Below are 15,289 nucleotides of genomic sequence, written 5' to 3' on the forward strand. Positions count from 1 at the left end.
ATTAACGGTCGTATCTAAATAATTTTAATGCATATTTTACTCAGTAATGACGATGGATACCTTGCTCCGGGTTTGTCGGTTTTAGCCACTAAACTATCAGAGCTGGCTCGTGTAACGGTTGTTGCACCAGACAGAAATAGAAGTGCCTCCAGTAACTCTTTGACCCTTGACATGCCGCTGAGGGTGCAACAAATGGACAATGGTTTTTTTAGCGTAGATGGCACCCCAACTGATTGTGTTCATTTGGCGATGACGGGTTTGCTAAAGGAAGATCCAAGTATTGTTTTTTCGGGTATAAATAATGGCGAAAATATGGGTGACGACGTTCTTTATTCAGGCACCGTCGCGGCGGCCACAGAAGGGCGTTTTCTTGGTTTTCCATCAGTCGCCATTTCTATCAATGCAAGTCAGCCACAATATTTTGAAACAGCAGCGGTTATAGCGGCGCAATTACTTAAGCAATTATTAGTGAATGAGCTACCACAGGACACCATATTGAATGTTAATGTTCCAGATTTGCCGCTGGATCAGATAAAGGGGCTAAAAGCGACAAGGCTGGGTCAGCGCCATCGCTCAGAACCAGTTATTGAGGCTCGTGATCCTAGAAACAAAAAAATATACTGGGTCGGACCGCCTGGGGGGCAGCAAGATGCGGGCGAAGGGACTGATTTTCATGCCGTTGAACATGGCTACGTTTCTATTACACCCTTAAAGATTGACTTAACCAATTATCAGCGTTTAGACGAATTAGATCATTGGCTAGAAAAGGTGGATTTATGAAAACTCACGCAGGCATTGGAATGACCTCGCAGCGCACTCGTGATCGACTCATTCTTCGATTGCAAGAACAGGGTATTAAAGATGAACGTGTTCTTGATGTCATGAGAAAAGTTCCACGCCACTTATTTATGGCCGAGGCATTGTCGAGTCGCGCTTATGAAAATACCGCGTTACCGATTGGGCACGGTCAAACTATTTCTCAGCCTTATATAGTGGCGCGTATGACTGAGTTACTGATAGAGGACGGTTTGCCTGAAAATGTTTTAGAAGTGGGGACCGGTTCAGGTTATCAGTCGGCAATATTAGCGAGTTTAATCCCCAGGGTGTTTTCAGTTGAACGTATCCGACCATTACAAGATCAAGCCAAAATTGTATTGACGGACATTGGCTTTAGAAATATAAGTTTTAAACACTCAGATGGCGGTTGGGGTTGGAAAGCGTGTGCGCCATTTCAAGGTATTTTGGCCGCAGCCGCTCCAACGGAGATCCCTGTCAATTTATTAGAACAATTGTCCATAGGTGCCAAATTAGTCATTCCTATCGGCGAGGAAGGGCATCAGGTTCTTCAGCGTGTCACTCGTACTGAATCGGCATATGAGGTGGAAACAATTGAACCGGTTAGTTTTGTGCCTTTTCTTAAAGGCCGTGCATAGGAGAAGTCACGTTGTTTAAGCGTTTATACCACCAAGTTTTATGTTGGGCGGAGCACCCAAAAGCGACTAGATTTCTATTAGGGTTAAGTTTCGCAGAATCCTCTTTTTTCCCAATACCGCCGGATGTGATGTTAGCGCCGATGTGTTTGGCTAAGCCCAAAAAAAGTTTTTATTTCGCTTTTTTGACGACATTAGGCTCGGTTATTGGGGGAGTCTTCGGCTACTTAATCGGCATGTTTTCGTTCGAATTAATAGAGCCTATGATTGAAGCGCTTAAGTATGGTTCAAAATTTGAGCACGTTAAAGTGTGGTTTGCTGATTGGGGTTTTTGGGCTATTTTAATTGCAGGTTTTTCACCCATCCCATACAAACTTTTTACCATTGCCGCTGGTATGCTTAACATGATGTTCATCCCTTTTGTGTTGGCGTCTATTGTTGGTCGCGGAGCACGGTTCTTTTTAGTCGCTTTTTTGGTATCACTCGGTGGCGATAACTTGCGAAATAAGCTAAATGACTATATTGAAAGGATTGGCTGGGCTGTCAGCGCAGTTATTGTTGTGGGGCTACTAATTTATAAACTCTCCTAAAAACGTAGTTTGCGACATTCACGAGACATTTATGCGTTGACAGTATTTATATTGCTGAGCTTTATACTTGTTTCTTGTAGCTCCAATCAAATACATGCACCTGTTCATCGTTACTCTAACCCTGCTAAAACGAGTTCCGCTAAATCACATCTAGTTCGTACAGGTGATACCCTCTATTCAATCGCATGGCAAAATGGTCGAGATTACAAGTCATTAGCAAAGTGGAACGGAATCTCATGGCCTTATACGATTTATAAAGGGCAGAAGCTAACATTAGTAGCGCGCAAAGTAACCATTAATAAAAAGCAAACGACACCTCTAGCAAGAAAGAAAACATATAAAAAGCATAAGGTTGCAAATCAATATAAAAATAAGCTAAAGTTGGTCTGGCAGTGGCCGATAAAGGTGAGGAAGCTGGAGAAAGGTTTCGTTAAATCAGGTGTCGTATTGGTTGGCAAATCTGGTGAGTTGGTTAGGAGTAGTGAGGGAGGGAAAGTAGTTTACGCAGGCAATGGACTAAAAGGTTATGGCAACCTGTTAATCATTATGCATAACAATGAGTATTTAACCGCGTATGGATATAATGAACGGTTATTAGTAAAAGAAGGCAGTATTGTCGCAAAGGGCCAAGCTATCGCCGAAATAGGCATAGATAATAAAAAACGCAGGGTTCTTTTTTTTGAAATTAGACGACACGGTAAAGCTGTTCCGGTAACTAAATACTTGCCTAAATTAAGGGGATAAAATGCAAGGAAACACTAAAATAAAACCGTCTGATAAAGAGCCGGTTTTAGCTAGCAAAAAGACAGCCAGGAAGGCGAAAAAAACATCAAGTAGTGATTCTACACAACTATATCTAAATGATTTAACAGGGTCGGAATTATTGACTGCTGAAGAAGAAGTTTATTATGGTCGTCTTGTCCAACAAGGTGATCAACCAGCAAGGCAGCGTATGATTGAGAGTAATTTGCGCCTTGTTGTAAAATTTCAAGACGTTATATGAATCGTGGCCTTCCTATGCTGGATCTGATTGAAGAAGGGAATTTGGGGTTAATTCGTGCAGTTGAAAAATTTGATCCTGAAAAAGGTTTTCGTTTTTCAACCTATGCTACTTGGTGGATTCGCCAAACCATTGAGCGAGCAATTATGAACCAAACCAGAACGATTCGTTTGCCGATTCATATTATTAAAGAGATGAATATTTATCTCAAAAAAGCACGAGAACTGAGTCAAGAATTTGAGCGTGAAGCGAGTGCCGAAGAAGTGGCAGAGGTAACGGGAAAGCCTGTTGAGGTGATTGAGAAAATGTTTCGTATGCACGCCGAAAACGTTTCGTCACTTGATGTATCTGTTTCTAAAGATAGCGATCAGCAAGTATTGGATACCGTCGTTGATCAAGACGCACAAGAACCAACAGATATTCTACAGTCAGAAGAAGTTCGTGAAAATTTATCAGAATGGCTTGAGTTACTTAATGATAAGCAAAGAGAAGTTATTTCACGTCGGTTTGGTGTGCGAGGTTATCATGCCTCAACACTAGAGCAAGTCGCCAATGAAATGGGTGTTACTCGAGAACGAGTGAGGCAAATTCAGATGAATGCGCTCAAGTCATTAAGGTCAATTCTTGAAAATGAAGGAATGTCTGCCTCTGTTTTGTTGCACTAAAAACAGAGCGTTGGAAGGCGCCTTATTGCTACATTTACATTGACAGTTAAAAGTCAGATGCGTACTGTAGCGCGCTTGTATCTGACTTTGTTAACACCTTAAATATCATGCATGATTTCGCAAGAATAAAACGCCTTCCACCTTACGTCTTTAATATTGTTAATGACCTAAAGGCTCAGGCGCGTGCGGCTGGCGAAGACATTATTGATTTTGGCATGGGTAACCCAGACCAGCCTACGCCACAGCATATCGTTGATAAGATGACTGAGGCTGCACAACGCGGTGATACCCATCGCTATTCTGTCTCACGTGGTATACCAAGGTTACGCCAAGCTATTTGCGGTTGGTATAAATCAAAATACAACGTTGACTTGGATTTTGATTCAGAAGCGATCGTTACCATTGGTTCAAAGGAAGGTTTGGCTCACTTAGCTTTAGCTACGCTAGGCCCTGGTGATGCTGTTCTAGTACCTAACCCGGCTTACCCAATTCACCCATATGGTTTTGTAATAGCCGGCGCAGATATTCGACATGTGCCGATTAACCCTGAGGTAGACTTTTTTAGTGAATTAGAAAAAGCGATAAAAACGTCGTACCCTAAGCCAAAAATGCTGGTCCTCAACTTTCCCGGTAATCCAACAACTCAATGCGTTGATTTGGAGTTTTTTGAGAAAGTAGTGGCAATGGCCAAAGAACATGATATTTGGGTTGTACACGATAATGCTTACGCAGAAATTGTTTTTGACGGCTACAAAGCGCCATCGATCCTTGAGGTGCCGGGTGCCAAAGACATTGCTGTTGAGTTTTATTCATTATCGAAAACATACAATATGCCGGGGTGGCGTGTTGGCTTTATGTGCGGCAATAAAGAACTGGTTGGTGCCTTGGCACGCATAAAATCTTACCTTGATTACGGTATGTTTACACCTATTCAAGTTGCTGCAATAGCTGCGTTAGAGGGGCCTCAAGATTGTGTTGATGATATCAGGGCGCTGTATAAAGAACGAAGAGATGTGTTATGTGAGGGTCTTAATGGCATTGGCTGGGAGGTTGAGAAACCGAAAGCAACAATGTTTGTTTGGGCAAAAATCCCTGAGAAATATCGTAAAATGGGTTCGTTAGAGTTTTCTAAAAAGCTGTTAAAAGAAGCCAAGGTAGCTGTTTCACCGGGCATTGGTTTTGGTGATTTTGGTGACGAACATGTTCGTTTTGGCTTAATTGAAAACAACCACAGAACACGCCAAGCAGTACGTGGCATAAAGCAAATGTTCAAAAACGATAGTTTAGGATAAGTGTTTTTTGGCAGGTGCTAATTCCTGTATAATCTCGCCCTTAAATTGAACTAAGGGGAATCTTTTGAACGTTGTAAAAATTGGGCTGTTAGGCCTTGGAACAGTTGGCGGTGGCACGGTGAATGTGTTAGCCAAAAACGGCCAAGAAATTTTGCGCCGTACTGGTTGCCAAGTGCTCGTGGCATCTGCAAGTGCTAGAGATATCACCCGTCCACGTATTTGTGAAACCGACGATATTCAACTGACGACTAACCCTCACGATATTATCAACGATCCCGAAATTCAAATAGTTGTTGAGTTAATGGGTGGTGAAGAACCAGCAAAATCCTTAATTCTTGAAGCACTGGCAAAGGGAAAACACGTCGTAACGGCCAATAAAGCCCTTATCGCTAATCATGGTAATGAATTGTTTGCTGTGGCGAGCGCTAATAACGTAACGTTGGCCTACGAGGCAGCTATTGCGGGTGGTATTCCTATTGTGAAAGCAATGCGTGAAGGACTGAGCGCTAATGGCATCGAGTGGTTGGCGGGCATTATTAACGGTACCGGCAACTTTATTCTGACCGAAATGCGCGACAAAGGAAGTGCTTTCGCTGATGTCTTGAAAGAAGCGCAAGAGTTAGGTTATGCCGAAGCAGACCCAGAATATGATGTTGAAGGTATCGATGCAGCACATAAACTCTGTATTCTTGCTTCACTGGCTTTTGGCATGCCACTTAACTTTGAACGTGTGTATACGGAAGGTATTTCCAAAATAACGCCGCTTGATGTCACTTATGCTGAAGAACTGGGTTATCGGATTAAGCACCTAGGTGTAGCAAGAAGAACAACCGCCGGTGTGGAGATGCGTGTACACCCAACACTAATTCCTGATAAAAGGCTTATTGCTAATGTCGATGGTGTTATGAATGCGGTTCTCGTTAAAGGTAACGCTGTTGGTCCAACGTTATATTACGGACCAGGAGCAGGGGCAGATGCAACTGCATCGGCTGTTATCGCAGATATCATTGATATTTGTCGGCACCTGGATACGCCTAAAGGGAATGCTGTTCCTGCACTGGGTTTTGCAGCTAGTGAGTTACAAGAATTACCGGTTCTTTCTATTGAAGAGGTTACAACGGCCTTTTACTTACGCTTGTCTGTTGAAGATAAGCCGGGAGCTATGGCAGCCATTACAAAGATATTGGCTGATCATGGTATTAGCATTGAGGCGGTTCAACAAAAAGAACCCGAACAGCATGGTGCAAATGCGCAAGTGATTTTACTAACGGATAGTATTGTGGAAAAATCATTACTCACGGCGTTAGATAAAATTGAATCGCTTGATTCAATAAATCAACCAGCGGTTCGCATCCGTGTGGAATCTTTACAATAGGAATTATTATGCCAGCAGGAAATCGTTACATTGGTCTTATCGACAAATATAAAGCCGTTTTACCGGTGTCTGATAGCACGCGTTTGATTAGCTTAGGCGAGGGCAATACGCCGCTTATCCAATTACAAAACATTCCTAAACTCATCGGAAAAAACGTTAATATCTACGTTAAATACGAGGGCTTAAACCCAACAGGCTCTTTTAAAGACCGTGGTATGACCATGGCGGTGACTAAAGCAGTGGAAGAGGGCAGCAAGGCTATTATTTGTGCTTCTACGGGAAATACCTCTGCTTCTGCAGCCGCGTATGCTGCTCGAGCCGGAATTAAAGCATTTGTTTTGATTCCTGAAGGTAAAATTGCTCTCGGTAAATTAGCGCAGGCAATGATGCACGGCGCAGAAATCATTCAAATAAAAGGTAACTTCGACCACGGTATGCAGTTGGTTAAAGAGGTAGCCGAACATGCGCCCGTAACGATTGTTAATTCAATCAACCCATATAGATTGCAAGGTCAAAAAACAGCCGCGTACGAAATTGTAGAGGCACTCGGTAAAGCACCAGACTATCATTGCTTACCTGTCGGCAATGCTGGGAACATAACTGCACATTGGATTGGTTATAGCGAAATGGCGCAGCCTGCGGGTGAGCACGTCACAGATTCTTGTGCATTTTGCGATGGTGACTGTCAGTACGACCGCTCTCCTTTTACCGCCGATAAGCGACCTATTATGGTCGGCTATCAAGCAGCGGGAGCAGCACCTTTCCTAAAAGGTGAAATGATTGATGACCCAGAAACGGTCGCAACAGCCATTCGTATTGGTCGTCCTCAATCATGGAACCAAGCTTGGGCGGCACAAAAAGAGTCAGGTGGTTGGTTTGACTTGCTAGCAGACGAAGAGATTTTAGCTACACAAAAATTACTAACCGAAAAAGAAGGTATTTTCTGTGAACCCGCATCAGCAGCATCCGTTGGTGGCGCTATTCGTGATATTAAAAATGGCAAAATTCCAGAAGGCAGTACAATCGTATGTACCTTAACAGGGCATGGTCTAAAAGATCCAGATACTGCCATTTCTCAGTGTGCTGTTAATTCAAAAGCTATTGATGCATCGCTAGATGCTGTAAAAGCCGCGATTTTAGATAAGCTCTGATCGGTCATAGGTGAGCGAGTTGGATACAGGTGACTCAGCCATACAGATAAAGCACCGAGAAGCGGTCAGCCATGATGCGAAAGACTTAGCTGGGCTTCACCCTGTTTTACGGCAGGTTTATTTAAACAGGGGTATTACGCAGCAAGAGCAACTTGATCGTACACTGAGAGATTTACCCAATTACCAAAGTCTGACGGGTATTGACACTGCAGTCAGCATTATTAAAGCCGCGATTTATTCCGATAAGAAAATATTGATCGTAGCCGATTTTGATGCCGATGGCGCGACTTCGTGTGCGGTGGCTATTCGAGGATTGCGCTTATTGGGCGCGAAAAATGTAGGCTTTGTAGTACCTGACCGCTTTAAGTTCGGATATGGCTTAACACCAGAAATTGTAGCGGTAGCTCTGGCCTCAAAGCCAGACTTGATTATTACCGTTGATAATGGCATTTCCAGTGTTGAAGGTGTCGCTTATGCTATAGAGCAGGGCTGTCAGGTTGTGGTAACTGATCATCACTTGCCGCCGAAGCTACTGCCGATAGCCGATGCCATTGTTAACCCGCAATTAATAAATGATAAGTTCCCTAGCAAGGCGTTGGCCGGTGTTGGGGTTATCTTCTACGTTTTACTTGCCTTGCGAGCCTCGCTAACCAAAGACGGTTTATTCAGCAATGTTCCTGCACCAAACTTAGCTGCTCTACTTGATATTGTTGCATTAGGTACAGTTGCTGATGTGGTGCCACTAGACGAAACTAACCGTAAACTGGTTCATCAAGGGCTCCTTAGGATTCAAGCCAATCAGTGTGTTCCCGGTATTAGTGCGTTACTAAAAATTGCAAAACGAGAACGTGAGCGAGTTGTTTCCACTGACTTAGGCTTTGCCATTGGCCCAAGGCTAAATGCAGCAGGGCGCTTAGAGGATATGTCACTTGGCATTCAGTGTTTGCTCACAGATGATGAGCAAGAAGCACAGAATATTGCAGAACAGCTTGATATGCTAAATATTGAACGCCGTTCAATAGAAGAAGATATGAAGCAAGATGCATATGCGATTCTTGCATCGCTGAATTTAAAAAAGAAAGAAGAAGAACAATGGGGCGTTTGTTTATTTGATGAGCACTGGCATCAAGGTGTTATCGGCATACTCGCGTCGCGTATTAAAGAAAAATTAAACAGGCCGGTGATTGCGTTTGCTAAGGCTAATAATGGTGATGTGAAAGGCTCCGCACGATCAATACCTGGCTTGCATATACGAGATACTTTGGATGACATTGCCAGTCAACATCCAAAATTATTAAAAAAGTTCGGTGGTCATGCAATGGCCGCAGGAATGAGTTTTGCTGAGAAAGACTTGGCAACATTTAAAGAGGCGTTTAATCAAGCGGTAAAGAAACGTCTCAATAGCCAAGTGCCAGAGAATGTATTTCTTGTAGATGGTGAAATACCGGATAGCGACATTAATTTAGATTTAGCGGAAACACTACGTGGCGCAGGGCCTTGGGGGCAAAATTTTCCAGAACCACTTTTTGTTGGTACGTTTAAAGTAAAAAACGCGCGAATTTTAGGTCAGAAACACGTTAAGTTGGAGTTGGAAACTCAAACTAATAACAGAAAAATAGACGCCATTTATTTCAATGTTGATGGCCCTGAAAACATTATAGGGTTGGCGCAAGTCAGGTTGGTTTATCAGTTAGATGTGAATACATATATGGGCCGTTCCACTGCGCAGCTGATAGTTAGGCACTTAGAGCATACTTAAAAAGGCTGAGTTTTTGATTGACAGTGCACTGTTAGAAAACAGTCCATGAGACGCGTTGAGATATATATTTGTTTTGTTTTAAAACCAAGATAATGAGCTATCAAATATAAGGTTTTTATAATTTAAGGAAACACTAGGACTTTTCTAATGCTTTTAGTATACTTTGAACACGGATAGGTTAAATAAGTCAAAAAAAATTAATATTATTTACTTTAAAAGTAATCTTTAACCATCTGATTTTTATATTTATTTATAACGAGGAAGAGAGATGTCAGAGAGAGTTCGCGGTATTGTTAAATGGTTTAATAATTCAAAAGGTTTTGGCTTTATTCAACCCGATGCAGGTGGTGAAGATGTATTTGTACATTTCAGGGCTATTCAAGGTGATGGTTTCCGTACCCTGAAAGAAAACCAAGCTGTTGAGTTTACTATTACTAAAGGTGATAAAGGGCTTCAAGCTGAAGAAGTAACAGGCTTAGAGTAACTTAGTAATTAACAGTTTCTTACTATTAAAAGAAACTGTTAATTAAAACTAATTACTTGCTTGTCACCCATTCTTAATGGGTAGGAAATAGGAGCCTCTCCTAGGGGAGGCGACTCTCTTTGCTTTTTAGAAACTAAATTTCATCCTGTTTTGATGTTGTAGGCATATTGCCTAGTGGTTTTTAGTGCGCGTTTTTAAATCCAAAGAGCCAGATATAATCTAACAAACAATTCATAAGTTCTGTGTTTATCGAGACGTAAATTAAATTGTGCAAGCGTTTATCATTAACCCTAAACCTTGGATGACAGGAAAGGTGGACTGAAAAGGAATAGACGTTTTTGCTCGAAAAGCAGCTAAATAGTTTAAACAGATCAGGCTAGATGATGTGGCTCAGATTGAACTATATTTAGTTACGAGATAGCGTTGATGCTCCACTAATGCTAATTCACAAGCCTCCGCGCCCTGGTAAGCCTTATATGGAGGCTCTTTAAATTGAGCGGTCGTTATTCTAAACAACACAACTAAATGTGGTGCCTCAGCGCTAGATTGAGCTTTAAAAAAGCAAAATGGCGTTAGTCTTGAAATGATATTACGATTGTTAATCATCATTAGGTCGCAGCCCTGGGAACCAACTTTACTATGCAACAAAATAATTAGGGTCAGAGTAATATAAATAATTAGGGTCTAAATAACTAGGGTCAGAGTAAAATAAATCTTGTTATGATTAAGCTCCCCCGAAATAATAATTGATTATAAGAAATGGCAAGATTAACTAGAGTCAATCCAGTTGGCGTTCCTCAACATATTGTTCAAAGAGGCAATAACCGTCAAATATGCTTCGGTGGTGAGGAAGATATGAAGGCTTATTTGAATTGGTTGGAAGAGTATTCAATAAAGCATGGTGTTGAGATTCATGCGTGGGTTTTAATGACAAACTATGTTCATCTGCTTTGTACACCGCTGTCAGAAGAAGCCATTAGTAAGATGATGCAATCTATTGGTCGTATGTATGTCCGATATTACAATTATACCTACCAGCGAAGCGGTACACTGTGGGAAGGTCGATTCAAAGCCAGCTTAATTGATAGTGAGCGTTATTTGCTTGAATTGCATCGTTACATCGAATTAAATCCAGTAAGAGCAGGCATGGTTGAAGAACCGAGCGAATATAGTTGGTCAAGTTATGGCTGCAATGGGCTAGGCATGGAAAGTAAATTACAAACCCCACATAAACTTTACCTTGCTTTAGGTAAGACAAAGCAAGAGCAGTTATCAAGTTATAGGGAACTATTTAAAGTACATGTTGGAGTGGAGTTATTGACAGAAATAAGAGATAGTTTAAACAAAGGGCTGGCTTTAGGTAGTGAGCGATTTACCACCCAAATTGAGGCATTAACCAATAGGCGAATTACGCCAAGAAAAGCGGGAAGACCTAAGATAGTTGACAATGAAGGTTAATTTTACTCTGACCCCAATTGTTTGTTGCTTTAAGCTAATAGCAATTAGGTTCCGTGTTGCTATAGAGGTGTTGCTTTTTAGTATTTCGCTGCCGCGAGGGAGTTCATTTCTTTTGCGTGTCTTTATGCCCGCGGGTGCAAAAGTACCTGAGGCATAAATCTCATGAATGCGGATAAAGACCCATCCGCAATTCGATTAAAAACAGAACCAAAGAAAAGGACGCCCTATCGCAAGAATCTCTCTTTTATCGGGCGTGCGCGAACCCGCTACGCTCTTCACACGGAGTATAAGTTTCATTGATAATAAATTATCAATTCAGCTTTAAAACAACGCACACACTATTCCGAAAAAAGAGAGAACTTTAAGCGCGATAAAGGGATTTTTGGGGCTTCTGGTCAATCAATGGGTACCGGCCCCTTAAACCTAGGGCTTTTTTAACTGAGTTTGTATCAAGAGACCTCTGACGTGATCAACTAAACTCAGACACCCCAGTTAAGCGGATTTTTCCAATTTAATTTACAGTCTCAGAAAGAATATTGCATTGTAAAATATACGTGACCCCCTTATCTTTATTCCATCGGTTCGCTAGTCTTTATAAGTTAGGTTCCGCGTTGCTATAGAGATGTTGCCTTTTAGTATTTCGCTGCCGCGAGGGCGTTCATTTCTTTTGCGTGCCCAAAAGAAACAGAACCAAAGAAAAGGGCACCCTATCGCAAGAACCTCTCTTTTATCGGGCGTGCGCGAACTCGCTACGCTCAAACAACGCACACACTATTCCGAAAAAAGAGAGAACCTTAAGCACGAGAAAGGGATTATTGGGGCATCTGGCCAATCAATGGGTACCGGCCCCTTAAACGTCCCCTTAAACCGTGTAAACCGAGAAATTTATGAATAAGATTTTTGCATCGAATTAAAGGCACTATTGAGTACTTTTAGAAGCTCTGCTTGGGACATCTTTTGCCTGTAAGAGCTGTGTTCAAAGAGACTTCTTGCAAAAACCATTAGAAACGGTGTCGTATACCTATATAGATGAGACGATGCATCATAGGTAACTATCCCCCCACCTTCATCTGCCATCAACTCTCTCAAAGTAAGTTCCAAGGTGGATTCGTCATTGTCGAAGCCCATGCCATTTAGAATATCAATGATTTCTTGTATACATTCACCTTCCTCACCACCTTCTGACAAAGCTTCAAGCACTAGTGGAGCGGATATAACTCTAAAAGCTGAATCAAATGAACTTTTAATAGTGTCTGAAGCATCATCGAGATATTCACTAACAGCAAAAGTTAAGTCATTAAATCCCACCGACGCATTTTTTGAGTAACACTTGTTTTCTATTTCATTAGCAACTTGGCTTAAATTTACGTCTAACACGGATTTTGTTTCAGTACGCTCATCTTCAATTTCTCTTGGATCTTGAATGATTATATTTTTATCTCTGGTTGCCGAGACAGTTTGATATAGAGCGATTGACTCACACATAAGAGAACACAACTTATGGCAAATAGCGGCTAAACCATTTGTATAGTGATATATATCGGAAAACAAAGATGGATCACTGACCTTTACATTAAGTAGTGAAAATCCATTTTCTACGATTTTCTTAATTTCAATGTTACTCATCAAAGGAACTTTTATTTCAGAGACTCTATTTCTCATTTCTACATCGTACTGGACTACCTGCCTTGCAGAATTAACAGCACCAACACATATAATTTTCAAGTCAGGATAATCGTTTGACATATCCATAAAAACCTTCATAAGTTGAGATAGCTTACTCTTGTCTCTTTCCTGAACTTTATGAAAATCATCCAATATCCAACAGTATCCTGCTCCTCCCATAAACCTTGCTAAACTCTGAGCCGTCAGCTGGGGTGGCAGTGCACGCTGGTGTTTTTCTTGACTTGAACTGCTAGAAGTCGCCTTTATTTGTGAATCTATTACTTTAAAGCTTGCCTTCAAGCTTACATCTATGGAGTCGCTATCTGTTGAACTTTTTTCACTAAGGTAAAATGGAGAAAGCTGATCGAATGCATCAAGAATCACAGATTCAAAATTCATTCCCTTCATGCAGCTTGTCTTTATATGGCGCTCGTATACTTGATACAACTTATTTTCAAGTAAAGTTGTTTTGCCAGATCCAGACTGGCCATAAACAATGATCTGCATCCCGGGGGTGTTTAATGCTCTAACAACTCTCCTATTTATGTCTTCTCTCTCTACAAAGTTTATTTTCGCCGGAGAAGCAGGAGTAAACACTTGAGAAACTTTGTATATCTCTTTAGTCATCATCTTCCTTTCGATTTATAACGCCCAATTAACAGGCAAAAAATAGTTGGTTAAAATAAGCGACGAAGGAGCAAAAACCAACTATTTTTTGTCCTTGTTTAATTTCTTGTTATGTTATGTTATGTTTTGTTTGTGACAGCTTTCTTTGTAGCCTTTTCCTTTGGAACTTCGGGGAAGTTAACTCTTCCGATGCTGCTTAATATAGCTTTTCTACATTTTGTAGCGAACCTTAAATCTTTGTTATCTGAAAGGTACTTTGCCACCATAAACAAATCAGGTGTAAACACTAAAGCTGTAGAATTTGTCTTAGATGCGGTATGACATTTAGTAGTAAAAGGATCTTCCCTTTCACTTAGTTCTTGAAGCCTGTAAGCATTACCAAATAAAACAGGCTTAGCGGGGGACTCAACTTCTTCTCTTTCTAGGTCTTCATGAATATTTAGTGCTAACTGCCTAAGCTTATCTATATTAAGTGGTTTATTATCCTTTCCTTCAGCTTCACCAATAAGGCGGCCTTCTTTAGACTCAAAGACAGCATCAAATTCAGATTCACCATTTTCAAACTGTGAAACAGAGAAGCCTAACTGTTTCAATGCGTCTAAAATTGAAAACTCTAAAGGTTTACCCTTTTCAAATAATAGGTTTCTTAATCTCCCACTATCTTCCAATTTGTTGATAATAGATTCTTTCTTAAGTTGAATTTGCTCTAGCTCTGACTCGATCTTAAGTAATTCTGTATCTAATTTGTCTTCTGATTTAAGTTTGTAATCTGTTGATTTACACCATTCAGGTTCAGCAGTAACTTCACCTGTATTTTTAATAGCTTTATCTATAGTTACAATTGATTTGGTGAGTCTTGAAGCAAATTTCACCGACTCATTTGTCCAATCCCCTTCTTCATCAAAAAAATCATCAGGGTAAAAATCTATATAAGGAAGGAGTATAAGAGCTCCGTTTGAGTTTTTAGACCTTAGAATAGAACCGACTGTTTTATCACCGTTCTTTGTAAGTAAACACGGAGGTACTTTATCTCCAATAGTTACTTTATAACTAGATTCACCCGAAAACTCTTTCCAATATGATGCAATTAATTCTGAGTTTTTTGGAGCAAGTTTTATTTCTTGCCCTTGAGTTTTAACAACATTTAATTCGGCAGGAATTATTTTATAATTATCATAAGATCCAACATGCCTTGTTGTTTGTCGATTTCTTCCTGTCCCTGAAAATGATTTATCGCCAGTAGCTATGAATACTTGTGTTAGTTTGGAAAGGAAAACAACTACTGTTTTTCCACAGTCTACAGACTCAAGAATCTCTCTTCTCCAATGCTGAATCCTGTCTTTCAATTGAAAAGATATATGATCACTTAAAGATGGTTTGCCCTCAAACATATCATTGTGCGAAACAAACTCATCAATATCTGGTTTGAATAAAATGATGTCAAAATCTAATAATGAGGAATCGCTATTGAATTCGCAATAATTGACATTATCGTTGTTTAATTTAAAGCCAACCGTAACAATATTTTTTTGTGCCATTTATCGATATACCCTCGGAAAAACATAACAATGCATTAACGGGAATTAATTTTCCCTGTAATGAGACAATGAAGCAAGAACAAGGTACTTTCATCTCTTTCTGCATAAAGCCAGAATTAAACAAAACGCTACCCTTTAATCTATTACTGCTTGCTTAGATAATTGATGTTGGCGACAAGAAACGCCTGATAAGAAGAGTCCTTTTAAAACCACTTGATCTGTATCCATACAAATTACCGCTTTTATTCGCTGCGT

Annotated in this window: 14 protein-coding genes; 12 read left to right on the forward strand and 2 right to left on the reverse strand. The window is 40.7% G+C overall.

The features are described 5' to 3' along the window. Positions 1-27 precede the first annotated feature (27 nt). The 12 genes from surE to AB1Y31_04745 all read left to right on the forward strand — a co-directional run bounded on the left by surE (position 28) and on the right by AB1Y31_04745 (position 11,204). Positions 28-780: a 5'/3'-nucleotidase SurE gene (gene surE / locus AB1Y31_04690; GenBank protein ID MEW4982463.1), complete on the forward strand. Its 753-nt coding sequence runs from the start codon at positions 28-30 to the stop codon at positions 778-780. Beyond that, positions 777-1,433 carry a protein-L-isoaspartate(D-aspartate) O-methyltransferase gene (locus tag AB1Y31_04695; protein ID MEW4982464.1) on the forward strand — a complete coding sequence of 219 codons (657 nt, stop codon included), beginning with the start codon at positions 777-779 and terminating at the stop codon, positions 1,431-1,433. The genes surE and AB1Y31_04695 overlap by 4 nt, the downstream gene beginning before the upstream one ends. An 11-nt stretch (positions 1,434-1,444) precedes the next feature. Further along, the gene (locus AB1Y31_04700) at positions 1,445-2,020 is read left to right on the forward strand and encodes a YqaA family protein (protein ID MEW4982465.1); all 576 of its coding nucleotides are present in this window, start codon (positions 1,445-1,447) and stop codon (positions 2,018-2,020) included. A gap of 51 nt (positions 2,021-2,071) precedes the next feature. Next, on the forward strand, positions 2,072-2,764 hold the full coding sequence (locus AB1Y31_04705) for a peptidoglycan DD-metalloendopeptidase family protein (GenBank protein MEW4982466.1): 693 nt from the start codon (positions 2,072-2,074) through the stop codon (positions 2,762-2,764). A 1-nt stretch (position 2,765) separates the two neighbouring features. Next, the gene (locus AB1Y31_04710; protein ID MEW4982467.1) at positions 2,766-3,023 is read left to right on the forward strand and encodes a sigma-70 factor domain-containing protein; all 258 of its coding nucleotides are present in this window, start codon (positions 2,766-2,768) and stop codon (positions 3,021-3,023) included. Continuing rightward, complete coding sequence (locus AB1Y31_04715) at positions 3,020-3,685, forward strand: sigma-70 family RNA polymerase sigma factor (GenBank protein MEW4982468.1); 666 nt, start codon at positions 3,020-3,022, stop codon at positions 3,683-3,685. Before AB1Y31_04710 ends, AB1Y31_04715 begins: the two co-directional genes overlap by 4 nt. A 107-nt stretch (positions 3,686-3,792) precedes the next feature. Continuing rightward, positions 3,793-4,977, forward strand: coding sequence for an alanine transaminase (alaC, locus tag AB1Y31_04720; protein MEW4982469.1), 1,185 nt, complete (start codon positions 3,793-3,795; stop codon positions 4,975-4,977). A gap of 64 nt (positions 4,978-5,041) precedes the next feature. Next, the gene (locus AB1Y31_04725; GenBank protein MEW4982470.1) at positions 5,042-6,352 is read left to right on the forward strand and encodes a homoserine dehydrogenase; all 1,311 of its coding nucleotides are present in this window, start codon (positions 5,042-5,044) and stop codon (positions 6,350-6,352) included. A gap of 8 nt (positions 6,353-6,360) precedes the next feature. Continuing rightward, on the forward strand, positions 6,361-7,503 hold the full coding sequence (gene thrC / locus AB1Y31_04730; protein MEW4982471.1) for a threonine synthase: 1,143 nt from the start codon (positions 6,361-6,363) through the stop codon (positions 7,501-7,503). Positions 7,504-7,522: 19 nt separating this feature from the next. Continuing rightward, positions 7,523-9,262, forward strand: a complete 1,740-nt coding sequence (gene recJ / locus AB1Y31_04735; GenBank protein ID MEW4982472.1) for a single-stranded-DNA-specific exonuclease RecJ — start codon at positions 7,523-7,525, stop codon at positions 9,260-9,262. 268 nt (positions 9,263-9,530) lie between these two features. Next, positions 9,531-9,746 (forward strand): cold shock domain-containing protein, encoded by a 216-nt coding sequence (locus AB1Y31_04740; protein MEW4982473.1) that lies wholly within the window; start codon positions 9,531-9,533, stop codon positions 9,744-9,746. Positions 9,747-10,505: 759 nt separating this feature from the next. Beyond that, on the forward strand, positions 10,506-11,204 hold the full coding sequence (locus tag AB1Y31_04745) for a transposase (GenBank protein ID MEW4982474.1): 699 nt from the start codon (positions 10,506-10,508) through the stop codon (positions 11,202-11,204). Between the two features lie 885 nt (positions 11,205-12,089). On the opposite strand, the gene AB1Y31_04750 is transcribed toward AB1Y31_04745, so the two are convergent. Next, positions 12,090-13,499 (reverse strand): ATP-binding protein, encoded by a 1,410-nt coding sequence (locus AB1Y31_04750; protein ID MEW4982475.1) that lies wholly within the window; start codon positions 13,497-13,499, stop codon positions 12,090-12,092. Between the two features lie 116 nt (positions 13,500-13,615). Beyond that, positions 13,616-15,034 carry a hypothetical protein gene (locus AB1Y31_04755; protein MEW4982476.1) on the reverse strand — a complete coding sequence of 473 codons (1,419 nt, stop codon included), beginning with the start codon at positions 15,032-15,034 and terminating at the stop codon, positions 13,616-13,618. Positions 15,035-15,289 lie beyond the last annotated feature (255 nt).

Source organism: Cycloclasticus sp., assembly GCA_040743155.1.
Taxonomy (GTDB): Bacteria; Pseudomonadota; Gammaproteobacteria; order Methylococcales; family Cycloclasticaceae; genus Cycloclasticus.